A 15,019-nucleotide genomic window follows, 5' to 3' on the forward strand; every position below is an offset into this window, starting at 1 on the left:
CGCGGCTCTTCCAAGCCATCGATACTCGAACCAGGCCCTGCCCACGTCCCCTGACGTACCGGTCCCAAACCCCTTCCGTGACGAAAACAATAACAACGTCGCACAGAGGTACAGACCCATGAACCACCCCGAGCGTGCCCCGGCCAGCCTGTTGCAGGCCTTTAGCGAACTGACCCTTGAACTGCAGCAACTGGCGCAGAACAGGGACATCGAAAACCTGCACCAGCATGCACTGGCGCGCATCAGCAGGCTCCTGCCCTTCGACAGCGCCTGGTGGGGCCGTGCCGCACTGGTGGATGGCCTGCCGGATGAACACAGCTGCTACCTGTACCGCCTGCCACCGAGCTACCTGCCGGACTGGCAATCGATCCGCCACATCGATGTCACGGTGAGCCGGGTCCATGAGGTGCCGGGCCGGGCGGTGATCGTCGACATGGCCGATCCGGACAACGGCCCCGGCCTCAACTGGCTGGGCCGCCAGTACAACATTGGCGAACTGCTGTGCGTGGTGCACATCGACCCCCACACCCACCTGAACAATCACCTGGCGCTGTACCGCGCCCCGGGAGCGCCGCGCTTCAACCAGGGCGACTGCCACCTGCTGAACAACCTGATGCTGCACCTGGTGGCCGCAGTGTCGGCCAACCAGATCCGCACCCTGGTGGCCATGCGCGAGAAACTCACCGGCCCGCGCAACCTGGCCCTGGCCGTGTGCGACCAGCGCGGCGTGCTGCAATGCGCCGAACGCGGCTTCGTCGACCTGCTGCTGCATGAATGGCCGCAGTGGAGCGGCCCGCAACTGCCCATGGCGCTGGACCCCGTCGGCTTCGAAGGCAAGTCCCTGCAGGTGGAATCCTCAGCGGTAGGCGACCTCTGCCTCCTGGCGGCCCGCAGCCGCAACCTGCTGCCCCGGCTCAGCCCACGGGAAAATGCCGTCGCCCAGTGCTTCGGCGAAGGCAAGACCTACAAGGAAGTGGCCCGGGACCTGGGCATGTCGCCCAACACCGTGCGCCATCACATTCGGGCCATCTACAGCAAGCTCGGGGTCAAGGACAAGGCCCGCATCGCCCAGTTGCTGCATGCCCCTCCCGGCTGATTCCGCCCCCTGACCACCCTTGATCAGTGCCGTCGAATGTGACGGCCACGGGCAGCCTTTGCCCTTTTTCCAGCCCCTGCCGTGTGCCGGCGAGCCGTTCGCCGAACAACAACTCCAACAAGAGACGCACCGCCCATGACCACGCCCGTGCCCCGCATCACCCTGGCCCTGACGGCTACCCTGGCCAGCCTTTCACTGAACGCCGCCGACCTCAATGCCCGGGACTTCTTCGCCGCCCCAGCGGGCACCAGCCTGGGCGTGCTGTACCTGCCCGCCACCCGCGCCGGTGATTTCCACGGCCCGGCCGACAGCACGGGCAAGGCCGAGCTGCGAGTCAATGCCATGGCCTACCGCCAAGTGTTCTTCAGCGACCTGTGCGGCACCCTCTGTACCCCGCAGTTCATCGTGCCCTTCGCCGATATCGACGCGCGCCTGCCCGGCGCCGAACGCCACACCGGCGAAAGCGGCTTTGGCGACCCCCAGGTGGGCGGCACGCTGTTCTTCATCAACCAGCCGCAAACCCGCACCTACAGCGGCCTGCTGACCCTGATCACGCTGCCCGTGGGCGAGTACCACGGGCGCAACCCCGACGTCTCCCCCGGGGCCAACCGCTGGGGCGCGACCTTTGTCTACAACTACACCCAGGGCCTGGGGGAAAAGTGGGTGCTGGAGGCCAACCTGGAAGCCCAGCTCTATGGCACCAACGACGACTACTTCGGCAGCGACCTCAAGCAGGACCCGCTCTACCGCCTGCAGGCCTTCGCCTCTTACGACTTCACCCCCGCCACCTATGGTGCCCTGCGCCTGATCCACGCCGATGGCGGCGAACTGCGGATCAACGACCGGCGCATCGACGACACCCACAAGCGCTACACCCAGGTCGGGTTCGAGCTCGGCCACTGGCTGGACAAGCAGAACCAGCTGATGTTCGGCCTGTCGCAGAACGTCGCCACCCAGAACGGCTTTGCCGGCACCGACGCCCTGCTGCGCCTGGTCCATGTGTTCTGACCCCCTTGCCTTAGGAGCCTGTCCATGAACACCCAGAACCCCGCCTTGAGCCAGAACCCGCCGATCACCCGCCAGCCCCTCGGGCTCCAGGCGGCCATCGTGCTGTTCGCCGCCATCACCCCCGCGGTGCTGCTGACGGCCCCGGCCATTGCCGCGCAACTGGCCAGCCAGTGGCAACTGAGCCCCTCCCAGATCGGCGACCTGTTTTCCGCCGAGCTGGGGGCCATGAGCCTGGCCACCCTGCCCGCCATCTGGTGGCTGAAACACATCGACTGGCGCCGCGCGGCGCTGTGCAGCGCCCTGCTGTTCATTCTCGCCAACCTGCTGTCGATGCTCGCCAACGACTATTCGCTGCTGCTGATCGCACGCTCGTGCAGTGCCCTGGCCGGCGGCTCGCTGATGATCATCTGCCTGGCCAGCGCCGCCGCCAGCCCCAACCCCAGTCGCGCCTACGGCTTCTGGGTGATGGGCCAGCTGGTGCTGGGGGCCATCGGCCTGAGCCTGCTGCCCATGCTCTTCGAGCGCTTCGGCCTGGGTGCGTGCTACCTGATCATGGCGCTGCTGATGCTGCTGTGCCTGCCCCTGGCTCGCAGCTTTCCAGCGGGCGCGGCGAAGGCCGCCAGCCATGAAGCCAAGGCCCCGCCGGTTTCCAGGGCCAAGGCCACCCTGGGGATTCTCGGCATCCTGACCTTCTACATCAGCCTCAGCGGGGTTTGGACCTTCATCGGCGCCATCGGTGGCCAGTCCGGCCTTTCGGCACAGACCAGCGGCGACGTGCTGGCCATCGCCACCCTGATGGGCATTGCCGGCGCCCTGTGCGCCACCCTGTTCGGCGATCGCCTGCCCCGTAGCGCCCTGCTCCTGCTGGGCTACGGCCTGATGGCCGGCTCGGTGCTGCTGCTTCTGGGCCAGCCGCAACTGGCGCGCTTTGCCCTGGCGGCGCTGGTGTTCAAGTTCACCTGGACCTTCATCCTGCCGCTGATCCTCGCGCGCATGGCCGAAATGGACCGCAGCGGCCGCCTGATGAACGCCTCCAACCTGGTGATCAGCGCCGGCCTGGCCATAGGCCCGACCATCGCCGGGCGGCTGATCGAAGGCAGCGGCGGCTTCCGCGGGCTGCTGCTGGCGGGCGCCGCAATCACCCTGCTGTCCATGGCCCTGGTACTCAGTTGCCGGCCTGCACGCTAACGCTCTCGGTGCCCTGATGCCCCTGGCACCGAGGGCCTGGGCCAGCCGCTGTCGCGTTGTAAATTCCACCCTGAAAAATGGATATCACCATGACCTGTAAAAGCGCGTTTTTCTTCGACGAACTCAGCCTGTGGCACAGCGGCGGCCCCCACGTCCTGACCCTGCCGGTGGGGGGCTGGGTACAGCCGCCAGCCGCCGCCGGGCACGCCGAATCACCGGAAACCAAACGCCGTTTGAAAAGCCTGATGGATGTCTCCGGCCTGACCCGACAGTTGCACCTGCGCAGCGCCGCAGCGGCCACCGAAGACGACCTGCTGCGGGTCCACAGTGCTGCCTACCTGCAGCGTTTCAAGGCCTTGAGCGACGCCGGTGGCGGTCACCTCGGCGACGAGGCGCCGGTGGGCCCGGGCAGCTATGAAATCGCCCAGTTGTCCGCCGGGCTGGCCATGGCCGCCGTGGACGCCGTGCTCAGCGGCGAAGCCGATAACGCCTATTCCCTGTCCCGTCCACCGGGACACCACTGCACCCGCGACCAGGCCATGGGCTTCTGTTTCCTGGCCAACATCGCCATCGCCATCGAGGCCGCCAAGGCACGTCATGGACTGGGCAAGGTAGCGGTCATCGACTGGGACGTGCACCACGGCAACGGCACCCAGTCGATCTTCGAGGAGCGGGCCGACGTGCTGACCCTGTCTCTGCACCAGGATGGCTGCTTCCCCCCGGGCTATGGCGGTGAACAGGACCGCGGGCGCGGCGCCGGCCTGGGCTGCAACATCAATATTCCGCTGCTGCCAGGCAGTGGCCACGACGCCTACCTGTACGCCATGCAGCGCATCGTGATACCGGCCCTGGAGCGCTTCGAGCCGGAGCTGATCATTGTCGCCTGTGGCTATGACGCCAACGCCGTGGACCCCCTCGCGCGGATGCTGCTGCACAGTGACTCGTTCCGCGAGATGACCCAGTGCCTGAAGGATGCTGCCGAGCGCCTGTGCCGAGGGCGCCTGGTGCTGGTGCATGAAGGCGGCTACTCCGAGGCCTACGTACCGTTTTGCGGGCTGGCCACCCTGGAGGCGCTGTCGGGAATCCGCACCGCCGTCGCCGACCCGATGCTGGAGTTCGTACGCCTGCAACAGCCCAAGGAGCCATTCGTGACCTTTCAACGCCAGTTGCTCGACCTTCAAGCCCAAGCCATGGAGGCTGCCGGGCGCTGACCCCCGCTCTGGTGCCGGAACGGGCAAGCCCCGCCACCCGAGCGGCGGCATCCACCAACGGCGTTCCCCGGAGCCCGGGCTCCAGCCAGCGGAACGCCGCTCTGCCCAACCGGCCATCCTTCCCCCGCTCCCCTGGGCTACTTGCTGCAACAGTGTGGCCCGGGTGGGTCAGTTGCCTTGCTCCAGGCCCCGGAGATTGTCGCCACAGGCGTGACCGACGCTTTCGGCTGCCGGGCTTGCCAGGGTTGCGGCTAACCCCAGGGCGCGTGCCTCACTGGGGGTTTGCTGGAAGCGGCTCTTGAAGGCCCGGGCAAAATGCGCCTGGCTGGCAAAGCCGTGCCGGTAGGCGATCTCGCTGATATCCAGGCCCGCTCCCTGGCTGCTGCACAGCAGTTGACGGGCCTGTTGCAGGCGTTTTTCCAGGATGAAGCGGCTGGGTAGCGTTTCTTCCAGGGCGAACAGCCGGGCCAGGTGCCGGGTGGAAATGCCGGTCTGGGCCGCCACCCGCTCGCAGCTCAGGGTCGGGTCGGCCAGCTGTTCATGGATGCATTGCTTGGCCGCCAGCAGGTAGGAGGCGCTCAGGGCGTTGATTGGCCGTTCCCCCACATGCCCGGCAATGATGCTGGCCAGAAGCTCGAAGGCCTGCTCCTGATAAGCCTCGGCCTCGGCGCACAGGGGTTGCTGGAAAAAGCCCCGGGTACGTTCGCCCAGGGTGCGCAGCAACAGGCGCTGGACCCCGCTTTCGACGCTGATCCGCAAAGGCCGGTCGAAGCGTTTCAGGCAGCGTTCGGCGAACTGCTGCTGGGGAATGTCGAAGATGAACTGGCGCATGGCCCCGGAAAAGCCGAACAGATAGGGCTTGTCGGTGCGGTAGACCACCAGCTCCCCCGGCTCCAGCACCTGGCAGGCGCCATCCTGGTAGAAGAACGAGCCGCTGCCGGTGACCAGGGACACGAAGATCGACTCCTTGGGCACGCCGCGGATCATCGAGGTGTCGCGCTCCACCACGTGTTCGTTGCCGACGATGCGGGCCAGGCGCATGGCGCTCAATTGCAGGTTGTCCTGGCTGGCGGCGAAACCGCCCTCGGCGTAGGAGTTGCACTTGAGCCCCACCAGGGTGCTGGCGTTGTAGTCCTCCCAGAAGGCCAGGCGTTGGTCCAGGTCGACGGCCTGGGTGCTGGCATGCCGGGTTTCGAGCAAGGCGCATGGAGACATTGTTGTTCTTCTCATGGCGGCGGGATGTTCCCCGGACGGCAAGGCAGTGTCCGGACACCTGGGGCCGCAGGCACTGCGGGCTGCGGCCATTCATTAACATCTGAACTATATAGCCTGTCAACTTGAAACGCAGTGGGGCCCGGTCGCTTTGAGTGCGTCATCGGCTCTCTATCGGCCGTAGGAAAAAAGCCGTCCGAAACAGACAAACAACCAGTCCGATCCGTGCAAACCCTTGCCCCGCTCCCGACCTAAAGTCTGCGCCGTACCCCCATGGCCGCCCTGCCCGGCTGCCCAGGCTCCTCCCATAACAACAACCGAGGCCCACCATGCCCGAAGCCGCCCACCGTGAATTCTGGAAAGACCTGCAACCGATCGCCAACTGCTTCAAGCCCGACGCCAAGCCGGAGGTCTACCTGCCCGACGCCGCCAGCGACGACCTGAGCCTGTACGTGCCCTTCACCGAGACCGTGTCCTCACGGCCACTGTGGATCTCCCCCAGCGAAAACCGCTGGTGCGACATTCTCCTGGCCCGCAGCGCCGGGCTGGTGAACCGCCACTACCACCCCCACGAAGTCTTCGCCTACACCCTGTCCGGCAAATGGGGCTACCTGGAGCACGAGTGGACCGCCACCGCCGGGGACTTCGTCTACGAGACCCCGGGCGAAGGCCACACCCTGGTGGCCTATGAGCATGAGCAGCCGATGCGGGTGTTCTTCATCGTCAAGGGCCCGCTGATCTGGCTCGACGAACAGGGCGAGCCCGACGGCTACTTCGACGTGCACTCCTACATCGCCATGTGCCGCGCCCACTACGAAAAGATCGGCCTGGGCGCCGCCCATATCGACACCCTGTTCCGCTGACCGGCGCTGCCCACGCCTCCTTCGGAGAACCACCATGGCTTATAAAAACAACAAGGCCGGTTACGAGAACACCTTGCTGGGGGTGCTGTTCCTGACCTTCGGTTTCGTCTTTTTCGATCGTCTGGCGCTGTCCTTCCTGTTCCCCTTCATGGCTGACGAGTTGCAACTGAGCAACAGCCACCTGGGCATGCTGTCGTCGATCCTGGCCCTGGCCTGGGCGGTGTCCGGGGCCCTGGTGGGTGCCTGGTCGGACCGCCGGGGCGTGCGCAAGCCGTTGCTGATCGTCGCGGTGATCCTGTTTTCCCTGTGCTCGGCGCTGTCCGGGCTGGTCACCGGCTTTCTCAGCCTTTTGCTGTTCCGCGCCATCATGGGGCTGGCCGAGGGGCCGATCCTGCCGCTCTCCCAATCGCTGATGGTGGAAGCCTCCTCGCCCCATCGCCGGGGCCTGAACATGGGCCTGCTGCAAGGGTCGGCGGCGGGCCTGTTGGGCGCGGTGATCGGCCCGCCGGTGCTGATCGCCCTGGCCGAAGCCTACGGCTGGCGCCACGCCTTCATCATTTCGCTGATTCCCGGGCTACTGATCGCCCTGCTGATCTGGCGCTACGTGCAGCCCGACCCACCGCGACACGAACCGCGAGCGCACACCCCGTCCAGCCCGGGTGGCAGCCATCGCCTGGCCCTGCTCAAGAGCCGCAACATCGTGCTCTGCACCCTCATCAGCTGCGTGTTCCTGACCTGGTTCATCATCCTGATTTCCTTCACCCCGACCTTCCTGGTCAAGGTTCGCGACTACAGCCCGGCCAGCATGGGCACGGTGATGAGCTGCCTGGGAGGCGCCTGGGTGCTCTGGGGCTTCGGCGTGCCGGCAATCTCCGACCGCCTCGGCCGGCGCCCGACCCTGGTGCTGTTCTCGCTGATTGCCGCTTGCTGTCCCATCGCCCTGCTCTACGCCTCGTCGCCCTGGATGCTCGGGGTGCTGATGCTGCTGACCTACACCGGCCTGGGCTGCTTCACCCTGTTCATGGCCACCATCCCCGCGGAAACCGTGCCCCGCGAAGTCATGGCCACGGCCCTGGGCATGATCATGGGTATCGGCGAGCTGGTGGGCGGCTTCATCGCTCCGACCATTGCCGGCTTCGCCGCCGACCGCTTCGGCCTGTCGATCGTCATGTGGATGTCCTGCGGCGGCGCATTGCTGGCCGCCGTGCTGGCCCTGTTCCTCAAGGAAACCGCCCCCGCGGTACTGGCCCGCCAACAACGCCGGCACCCCGGCCCCAACCCTGCACCCAGCCCGAGCCTGGGAGGAAACCCATGATCAAAGCACTGCAATGGCATGCCGCCCGCGACCTGCGCCTGACTCAGCTGGAACCGCGCCAGCCCGGCCCCGGCGAGGTGTTGCTGCAAGTCGCCTACTGCGGCATCTGCGGCAGCGACCTGCATGAGTACGTCGATGGCCCTCACTCCATACCTCAGCAGGTGGCTCACCCGCTGTCCGGTTGCCGGGCGCCGCTGACCCTGGGCCACGAGTTCTGCGGCCAGGTAGTAGCCCTGGGCCAGGGCGTGGATGCACGGCTATTGGGCCAGCGGGTTGCGGTGGAACCCGAATACCGCTGCGGCGAGTGCTCGTACTGCCAGATGGGCCAGTACAACCTCTGTGAATCCATGGGCTTTATCGGCCTGATGGGCGACGGCGGCTTTGCCGAACAGGCGGTGGTACCGGCCTACATGCTGCACCTGCTGCCGGACAGCGTCAGCTTCAAGCAGGCGGCCGTGCTGGAGCCGGCAGCGGTGGCCTACCACGCCTTGAACCAGAGCAGCCTGATGGCCGGCGACAGTTGCGCGGTGTTCGGCCTGGGGCCCATCGGCCTGCTGCTGGTGCTACTGGCACGGTTGCGAGGGGTGGAACGGATCTACGCCGTGGACCTGGACCCCGAGCGCCGGCGCCTGGCCCTGGAGTTCGGCGCCTCTGAGGCCCTGGACGGCGCCGACCCGCAACTGCAGGCACGCCTGCGGCAGCTGAGCGCCGGTGGTATCGACAGCGCCTTTGAGGCCGCCGGCAGCCAGCAGACCCTGAGCCATGCCCTGCACTGCCTGCGCAAGGGCGGCGAAGCGGTGCTGGTGGGCTTGATGGGCGACGTGCAGTTCGATGCCTTCCACCTGGTGAACAACGAGTTGCGCCTGCTCGGCAGCGTCGGCTACCGCCACGTCTACCCCGAACTGATCCAGCTGCTGGCCAGCGGGCGCCTGGACCTGAGCCGGGCGGTCACCCGCTGCCTGGCCCTGGAACAGGCGGTGGAGCAAGGCTTCCAGGCGCTGTTGCAAGACAAGAGCCAGATCAAGGTGCTGGTCAACCCGACCCCGGCCCTGGCCGATGCCTGAACAAACGATGTGCAACCGACACTCAAGACAAAAACAACAAGAATCGAGTACCCGACATGAATGCAACCTATGCGCTGTGCCCGCTGCTGGCCGCCTTGCTGCTACCCCTTGATTGCCTTGCCCAGACGCCGCCCACGCCGCGTACCGGCCCGCTGTCCGGCCTGGGGGACTACCTGGCCGACCGTGGCATCACGCCCCATGTGCAGTTCCTCAGCCTGGCCATGAAGAACCTGGACACGGGCCCCCGGCCCCACAGTTTCGGCAACAGCGGCGACCTGTTCGTCGGCGCCGATATCGATCTGGGGACCTTCGCCGGCCTCGACGGCGCGACCCTGCACTTCGAGCAGACGCTGTTCATCCTCGACCACGAGACCGGCGTGCCCACCTCGCGCAACTGGCAGGGCGCCGCCGGCAGCTACTTCGGCGGCGCGCCGATCCACAACGACCTCACCAGCAACCAGTTGAGCCTGCTGACCTACCAGCAGACCTGGCTCGACGGCCGGGTCGACCTGAGCCTGGGGCGGACCAACGCCCGGCGCTACTTCTATATCTACAACTGCGAAAGCACGGTGACCTGCAACGACCCGATCATCGACTCTTCCACCGGCATCCTGCCGCCGCCCTACGGCAGCTGGGGCGGCTACCTGAAATACCAGCTGACGCCCCAGTGGTACGTACATGGCGGCGCCTTCGAGTCCAACCCGGTGGACTACCTGAAGGAGCGCAAGGGCCTGGATTTCAGTACCGACGACGCCAGCGGCACCAGCCTGCTGCTGGGCATCGGCAGCCAGAACCGCGATGCCTACAGCTCCCACTACGAGCTCAACGGCTACTACAACACCTCCAAGCAGGTGGACCCGCTGACCGGGGCCATGGACTTCGGCACCGGCGGTGCCTTCTTCAAGTTCCAGCAGGCACTGTGGCGTGCCGACGCCGGTACCGGCAGTGCGCCCCAGGCCCTGCTGCTGTTCGGTTCGCTGTCGGCGGCGGCCGATGACAAGCAGCCCTTCAGCCAGTTCGCCGAGGCCGGGCTGACCTACCTCGCGCCCTTCGACCGGCCCCAGGACAAGCTCAACCTCAAGGCCAGCTACCTGCGCCTCAACGACCACCAGCTGCGCTTCCAGCAGCAGGCCCGCATCGCCAACGGCGGCGACCCGCGCCTGGGCGAACGCAATGTCTACGCACTGGAAGCCAACGCCCATATCGCCCTGACCCGGCAACTGGCCCTGGAGCCCAGCGTCCAGTACCTGGTCAACCCGGACAACTTCTACAACCCCGAAGCCCGCGAGCTGAGCGGCAACGGCTTTGTCGTCGGCCTGCAAGTGACCCTCGACGTTGGCTCGCTGCTGGGGCTCTGAGATGGATTTCTGTGACTGCCCAAGAGGTATCCCCCATGAGTGAAAACACCACGCAGACCTTCGACTACATAGTGGTGGGCGCCGGTTCCGCCGGTTGCGTGCTGGCCAACCGGCTGTCCGCCGATCCCAAGGTCCAGGTGTGCCTGATCGAAGCCGGGCCCAGTGACCGCACCTTGCTGCCCGCCGCCTATGTGCGCACTCCGGCGGGGATCATCCGCCTGATCGCCAACCCGCGCTGGAACTGGATGCACCAGTTCAGCCCACAGGCCAGCAGTGGCGACGTGCCGATCCCCTGCCCCCGGGGTCGGGTCTGGGGCGGCTCCAGCGCGATCAACGGCATGATCTATATCCGCGGCCATCGCCTGGACTTCGACCGCTGGGCCGCCGCCGGCAACCAGGGCTGGAGCCATGACGAACTGCTGCCCTACTTCAAGCGCTCGGAGCATTTCGAACCCGGCACCTCGCCGTGGCACGGCCAGCACGGCGAGCTCAACGTCGCCGAGCAGCGCAGCCCGAGCCCGGTCAATCAGGTGTTCTACCAGGCCGCCACCGAGCTGGGCTGGAGCTACAACCCGGACTTCAATGGCCCGGAGCAGGAAGGCTTCGGGCCCTTCCATGTCACCCAGATCAACGGCGAGCGCTGCAGCGCGGCACGGGCCTTCCTGCACCCGATCCTGCACCGGCAGAACCTGACGGTACTGAGCAGCACCCTGACCCACCGGGTGTTGCTGCAAGGCACTCGTGCCAGCGGTGTGGAAATCAGCCAGGACGGCCGGGTCTGGCAACTGCAGGCACGCCGGGAAGTGATCCTGTGCGCCGGGGCGATCAACTCGCCGCAACTGCTGTTGCTGTCCGGCATCGGCCCGGCCGAGGAGCTTGCGCGCCACGGGATCGTTTCCCGCCACCCGCTGCCAGGGGTCGGGCTCAACCTGCAGGATCACCAGGACATCGTGCTGATGTACCGCAGCGACCCCGAGCTGGGCTACGGCATTTCCGCCAAGGGCCTGCTGCCCCTGGCCCGCTCACCCTGGCAGTACCTGACCCGGCGCCAGGGCCCGCTGACCTCCAATACCGTCGAGTCCGGAGCCTTCCTGCGCGTTGCGCCCGAGGACCCGGTGCCGGAACTGGGGCTGATCGTCGCCCCGGCCCTGAAGAACCAGCCCCAGCGCCTGATCCCCGTGGGCCACGGCATCAGCCTGCATGTGGCGGTGATGCACCCGCAGAGCCGCGGCCGGGTGCGCCTGAATTCCGCCGACCCGCACGACAAGCCGCTGATCGACGCCAACTTCCTCAGCCACCCCGAAGACCTGCGCAAGCTGGTGGCCGGCTTGCGCCTGGTGCGCCAGCTGGCAGCGACCCGGGCCTTTTCCCAGCGCCTCAAGGGCGAACTGGTGCCCGGCCCGCAGGTGCAGAGCCAGGAGCAGATCGAGCAATGGATCCGCCAGCACCTGGGTACCGTGTTTCACCCTGTGGGCAGCTGCAAGATGGGCCACGACGAACTGGCGGTGGTGGACGACCAGTTGCGGGTCCACGGCCTCCAGGGGCTGCGGGTGGCGGACGCCTCGATCATGCCGAGCCTGATCACCGGCAACACCAATGCGGCGGCAATCATGATCGGCGAAAAGGCCGCGGACCTGGTGCTGGGCACGGCACCGGCGCAACCGAGCAACGTGCTTCAAGGCGAAGCTTGCACCTGATGCCGGGGCTCAGGGGCGCTTGGGTGCCTCGGCGCTCCAGAGCACCGGCCAGTCTTCGTAGCCCAGGCCGCTGCAGGTGGGCATGCGCCGATAATCGGTGAGCTGGAAGGCCTGGCCATCGAAGTGCCAACTGGCCATTTCACCGCAGTCGCCTATCCCGCGGCCCATGAGGAAACTGCTGAGCTCGCCGGTCTCGGGGTAATAGTTGAGGCCCCCGGCATGGTCGACGCTGCCGGCCGGCAACGCCTGCATCTGCAGGGGCTGCAGCGCATAGGGCGCCGTGCGCGAGCGGCTGCTGATATCCAACAGGCAGATGTAGGCACCGCAATCGGAGAACTCGAAGACCAGCGCCTGCTGCGCGGTCAGGGGATAGACCTCGATCCTCGGTGGCATGACGTAGTCGTCGGCATCTTCGGTCTTTGCCGGCGGCAAGGTTTTGCGCACCGCCGCCAGCAGCCCGGTGCGCTCTCGGGCGCCGAGGGGCTTCACCCCGGGATAGGGGCGCAATGCCGCGGCCGGCTGCAACCCGGGCACCGCGCTGGCCGGCTGTTCGCCGGGTGCCGCCAGGGCGCTGACCGTGCCCAGGCGCTGCTGCACCTGGTCCACCCGTTGCAGCAAGTCCGGCAGCCCCTTGAGCAGCACCTGGGCCGGCTCCTCTCCCGGGAGTTCCAGCACCTGCGCGGTGCGCAGGCGCGCCAGCCATTGCCGGGCCAGGGGCTGGTCATCAACCCGGTAGTACTGTTGTTCACGGGTGCTGTCGGGGGCTTCCACTTCCTGGACCAGCGCCGCCAGCAAGCCGGGCTCCAGCGGCTGGCCATCCAGGCGCAATGCACCGAGTTCCAATGGCGCGCCCTGGTGCTCCAGTTGCAGTTGCAACAGGCCTTCGGGGCCGGCCTGGCTGCGGACTTTCAGGGTCAGGTGGTTGACCCGCTCGGCAAAATCGATGTTCGGCGCGTAGAGCAGTTGGCAGTCGCGGCGGTTGTCGCACGCGCCGATCCAGCCCTCCTGTTGCAACCACAGCGGCGTCAGCTCCGGCAGCTCCCGGGCCAGGCACGGCAAGGCGCCAAGCACCAGCAGGGGCAACACAACGGTACGCAGCATGACGACGCTCCTTGTCGGGCAAAGGCGCGGATTCTGCCACGCCCGCCAGACGGCGAATACCGCCAGGGTCAGTTGCCTGGGCGCGGCTCCATGGCATCAGCCCTGCCCCAGGGATCAGGCACCCGGCGCATTTGCGCCAGGGGCAGGCGCCTGCCCCTGGCGCAAGCGGTATTCCCCCGGCGCGGTCTTGGCGTAACGCTGGAAAAACCGGCTGAAATAGGCCGGGTCCTTGAAGCCCAGCTGGTAGCAGATTTCGTTGATCGAGCTGCCGGTGAACAGCAGCAGGCGCTTGGACTCCTGCATCACCCGTTCATGCACCAGGCGCTTGGACGGCAGGTCGGCGATGCGCCGGCAGACATCATTGAGGCGCGCCTCGGTCACTCCCAGGCTGCTGGCGTAGCGGCCCAGGGGCCAGTGCTCCAGGTAGCGGGCCTCGATCAGCTCGTTGAAGCGGTGGAAGATCTGCAGGTCTTCATGGCGTGCCGGGCGCGCCGTCAGGGAGTTGGCCGACAACCGCAGCAGGCTGATCATCAGCAGCCGGGTCAGGGCTTCCAGCGCCGGCTCGCGCCCCGGGCCCTGCCCGGCAATCTCCCGCTGCAACTCATGGAACAGGCCCTCCAGGCGTCGTACTTCGCCGGCGAACTGCGGCCCCAGGCGCGCCAGGGCCACGCAAACCGGCGGTACCTGGGGCGCCGGGGCCAGTGCCGGGTCGGCGCCGATCAACTCCCACACCAGTTGCTGGCGCACGGTCAGCACATGGCCTTCGCTGTCGGCCTCGGTGACGAAGGCGTGGGGAATGGTCGGCGGAGTCAGGAAAAACATCGGCCCCGACTCCAGATACTGCTGATCGTCGAGGTAGACCCGCACCGCGCCGCTCTGCACGTAATGCACCTGGAAGAAACGGTCGTGGCGATGCACCGGCATGTTGCGACCGAAGAAGCCGGCCAGGTTGCTGAGCTTGTCGTAGTGCACCTGGGCATCGGCGTAACGCTGGTCGTAGACCTGGCCGATGTTGATGTTGGGAATCGGTTGGCGTGGGTTCATGGCGCCCCTCTGTTTTTATTTTGATCCACGCGGACCCTGCGCATCCTGCGTGATTCGCGGCTTGCCCGCCACTGCGGGATGGAAGCGGACAGTCCATCGCTTGACGATCGTTAACATATTAAATATAACGTTAACACATTAACGAAATCGACCCGCCAGCGGCAAGCCGCTACGGGTACGGACACCAGGAGAGCCCGATGAGCCGTCCACTGAACGATCACGCCGGCGGCACCCTGTTCGGCGTCGCGCTGAACTACCAGGGGTTGCTGCAGAGCCATCTGCAGAGCTTCACCCAGCCGCCCTACCAGAAGCCGCCGGTGAAGCCGGTGCTGTTCATCAAGACCCCCAACACCCGCAACAGCCATGAGGCGCCGGTGGTGTTTCCCCAAGGTGTGGAGCGCCTGCAGCCCGGCCCGGCCCTGGGCGTGGTGATCGGCAAGCGCGCCAGCCGGGTGCGCCTGGAAGACGCCCTGGAACACGTGGCCGGCTACACCATCGTCAACGAATTCAGCCTGCCGGAAGACAGCTACTACCGCCCCGCGGTCAAGGCCAAGTGCCGGGACGGCTTCTGCGCCCTGGGCCCGGAACTGGTACCGGCCGCCGAGGTGGCCGACCCCCATGCCCTGAGCCTGGAGCTGTGGGTCAACGGCGAGCGGGTGCAGCACAACAGCACCTCCAACCTGGTGCGCAGCATTCCCCAGCTGATTGCCGAGATCAGCGAGTTCATGACCCTGCACCCCGGTGACGTGCTGATCACCGGCACTCCGGAAGGCCGGGTCGATGTACGCCCCGGCGATCGGGTCGAAGTGCAGATCAGCGGCCTGGGCCGCCTCGCCAACACCATCGTGGCCGAATAAGGAAC

The 15,019-nt window shown here is 66.7% G+C and carries 13 protein-coding genes; 10 read left to right on the forward strand and 3 right to left on the reverse strand.

All coding sequences use genetic code 11. The annotated features are described in order from the left end of the window. Window positions 1–118 precede the first annotated feature (118 nt). From PFLCHA0_RS16905 to PFLCHA0_RS16920, 4 genes are all read left to right on the forward strand, one after another. A complete protein-coding gene (locus tag PFLCHA0_RS16905) occupies window positions 119–1,096 on the forward strand; it encodes a helix-turn-helix transcriptional regulator (RefSeq protein WP_015635862.1) in 978 nt (325 codons plus the stop codon). A 135-nt stretch (window positions 1,097–1,231) separates the two neighbouring features. Beyond that, entirely contained in the window at window positions 1,232–2,104 is an 873-nt protein-coding gene (locus tag PFLCHA0_RS16910) for a transporter (RefSeq protein WP_015635863.1), read from the forward strand. 24 nt (window positions 2,105–2,128) lie between these two features. Next, window positions 2,129–3,292 carry an MFS transporter gene (locus tag PFLCHA0_RS16915; RefSeq protein ID WP_011061642.1) on the forward strand — a complete coding sequence of 388 codons (1,164 nt, stop codon included), beginning with the start codon at window positions 2,129–2,131 and terminating at the stop codon, window positions 3,290–3,292. An 89-nt stretch (window positions 3,293–3,381) separates the two neighbouring features. Next, window positions 3,382–4,503 carry a class II histone deacetylase gene (locus PFLCHA0_RS16920; protein WP_026020252.1) on the forward strand — a complete coding sequence of 374 codons (1,122 nt, stop codon included), beginning with the start codon at window positions 3,382–3,384 and terminating at the stop codon, window positions 4,501–4,503. Between the two features lie 168 nt (window positions 4,504–4,671). Here the strand turns inward: PFLCHA0_RS16920 and PFLCHA0_RS16925 are convergent, their stop codons facing one another. Continuing rightward, on the reverse strand, window positions 4,672–5,718 hold the full coding sequence (locus PFLCHA0_RS16925) for a helix-turn-helix domain-containing protein (protein WP_019095477.1): 1,047 nt from the start codon (window positions 5,716–5,718) through the stop codon (window positions 4,672–4,674). A 326-nt stretch (window positions 5,719–6,044) separates the two neighbouring features. Here PFLCHA0_RS16925 and PFLCHA0_RS16930 point away from each other — a divergent pair, with 326 nt between their 5' ends. From PFLCHA0_RS16930 to PFLCHA0_RS16950, 5 genes are read left to right on the forward strand one after another with little or no spacing between them, the layout of a single operon-like run. Beyond that, window positions 6,045–6,578, forward strand: coding sequence for a 2,4'-dihydroxyacetophenone dioxygenase family protein (locus tag PFLCHA0_RS16930; protein WP_011061645.1), 534 nt, complete (start codon window positions 6,045–6,047; stop codon window positions 6,576–6,578). A gap of 34 nt (window positions 6,579–6,612) precedes the next feature. Continuing rightward, a complete protein-coding gene (locus PFLCHA0_RS16935) occupies window positions 6,613–7,893 on the forward strand; it encodes an MFS transporter (protein WP_015635866.1) in 1,281 nt (426 codons plus the stop codon). Next, on the forward strand, window positions 7,893–8,957 hold the full coding sequence (locus tag PFLCHA0_RS16940) for a 2,3-butanediol dehydrogenase (protein WP_103290961.1): 1,065 nt from the start codon (window positions 7,893–7,895) through the stop codon (window positions 8,955–8,957). Before PFLCHA0_RS16935 ends, PFLCHA0_RS16940 begins: the two co-directional genes overlap by 1 nt. Before the next feature lie 56 nt (window positions 8,958–9,013). Then, complete coding sequence (locus PFLCHA0_RS16945) at window positions 9,014–10,315, forward strand: carbohydrate porin (protein ID WP_011061648.1); 1,302 nt, start codon at window positions 9,014–9,016, stop codon at window positions 10,313–10,315. Window positions 10,316–10,350: 35 nt separating this feature from the next. Continuing rightward, on the forward strand, window positions 10,351–12,012 hold the full coding sequence (locus PFLCHA0_RS16950) for a GMC family oxidoreductase (RefSeq protein ID WP_015635868.1): 1,662 nt from the start codon (window positions 10,351–10,353) through the stop codon (window positions 12,010–12,012). 9 nt (window positions 12,013–12,021) lie between these two features. Here PFLCHA0_RS16950 and PFLCHA0_RS16955 read toward each other — a convergent pair whose 3' ends face one another. After that, window positions 12,022–13,113 carry a DUF1176 domain-containing protein gene (locus PFLCHA0_RS16955; protein WP_015635869.1) on the reverse strand — a complete coding sequence of 364 codons (1,092 nt, stop codon included), beginning with the start codon at window positions 13,111–13,113 and terminating at the stop codon, window positions 12,022–12,024. 114 nt (window positions 13,114–13,227) lie between these two features. After that, window positions 13,228–14,157 carry a 4-hydroxyphenylacetate catabolism regulatory protein HpaA gene (gene hpaA, locus PFLCHA0_RS16960; RefSeq protein ID WP_011061651.1) on the reverse strand — a complete coding sequence of 310 codons (930 nt, stop codon included), beginning with the start codon at window positions 14,155–14,157 and terminating at the stop codon, window positions 13,228–13,230. Between the two features lie 197 nt (window positions 14,158–14,354). On the opposite strand from hpaA, the gene PFLCHA0_RS16965 reads away from it, so the two are divergent. Beyond that, on the forward strand, window positions 14,355–15,014 hold the full coding sequence (locus tag PFLCHA0_RS16965; protein WP_015635870.1) for a fumarylacetoacetate hydrolase family protein: 660 nt from the start codon (window positions 14,355–14,357) through the stop codon (window positions 15,012–15,014). Window positions 15,015–15,019: the final 5 nt, after the last annotated feature.

Source organism: Pseudomonas protegens CHA0 (genome assembly GCF_000397205.1).
Classification (GTDB): domain Bacteria; phylum Pseudomonadota; class Gammaproteobacteria; order Pseudomonadales; family Pseudomonadaceae; genus Aquipseudomonas; species Aquipseudomonas protegens.

Coding starts and splice junctions, on each gene's coding strand:
- PFLCHA0_RS16905 (WP_015635862.1), top strand. CDS start 119: ATGAACCACCCCGAGCGTGCCCCGGCCAGCCTGTTGCAGGCCTTTAGC.
- PFLCHA0_RS16910 (WP_015635863.1), top strand. CDS start 1,232: ATGACCACGCCCGTGCCCCGCATCACCCTGGCCCTGACGGCTACCCTG.
- PFLCHA0_RS16915 (WP_011061642.1), top strand. CDS start 2,129: ATGAACACCCAGAACCCCGCCTTGAGCCAGAACCCGCCGATCACCCGC.
- PFLCHA0_RS16920 (WP_026020252.1), top strand. CDS start 3,382: ATGACCTGTAAAAGCGCGTTTTTCTTCGACGAACTCAGCCTGTGGCAC.
- PFLCHA0_RS16925 (WP_019095477.1), bottom strand. CDS start 5,718: ATGTCTCCATGCGCCTTGCTCGAAACCCGGCATGCCAGCACCCAGGCC.
- PFLCHA0_RS16930 (WP_011061645.1), top strand. CDS start 6,045: ATGCCCGAAGCCGCCCACCGTGAATTCTGGAAAGACCTGCAACCGATC.
- PFLCHA0_RS16935 (WP_015635866.1), top strand. CDS start 6,613: ATGGCTTATAAAAACAACAAGGCCGGTTACGAGAACACCTTGCTGGGG.
- PFLCHA0_RS16945 (WP_011061648.1), top strand. CDS start 9,014: ATGAATGCAACCTATGCGCTGTGCCCGCTGCTGGCCGCCTTGCTGCTA.
- PFLCHA0_RS16950 (WP_015635868.1), top strand. CDS start 10,351: ATGAGTGAAAACACCACGCAGACCTTCGACTACATAGTGGTGGGCGCC.
- PFLCHA0_RS16955 (WP_015635869.1), bottom strand. CDS start 13,113: ATGCTGCGTACCGTTGTGTTGCCCCTGCTGGTGCTTGGCGCCTTGCCG.
- hpaA (WP_011061651.1), bottom strand. CDS start 14,157: ATGAACCCACGCCAACCGATTCCCAACATCAACATCGGCCAGGTCTAC.
- PFLCHA0_RS16965 (WP_015635870.1), top strand. CDS start 14,355: ATGAGCCGTCCACTGAACGATCACGCCGGCGGCACCCTGTTCGGCGTC.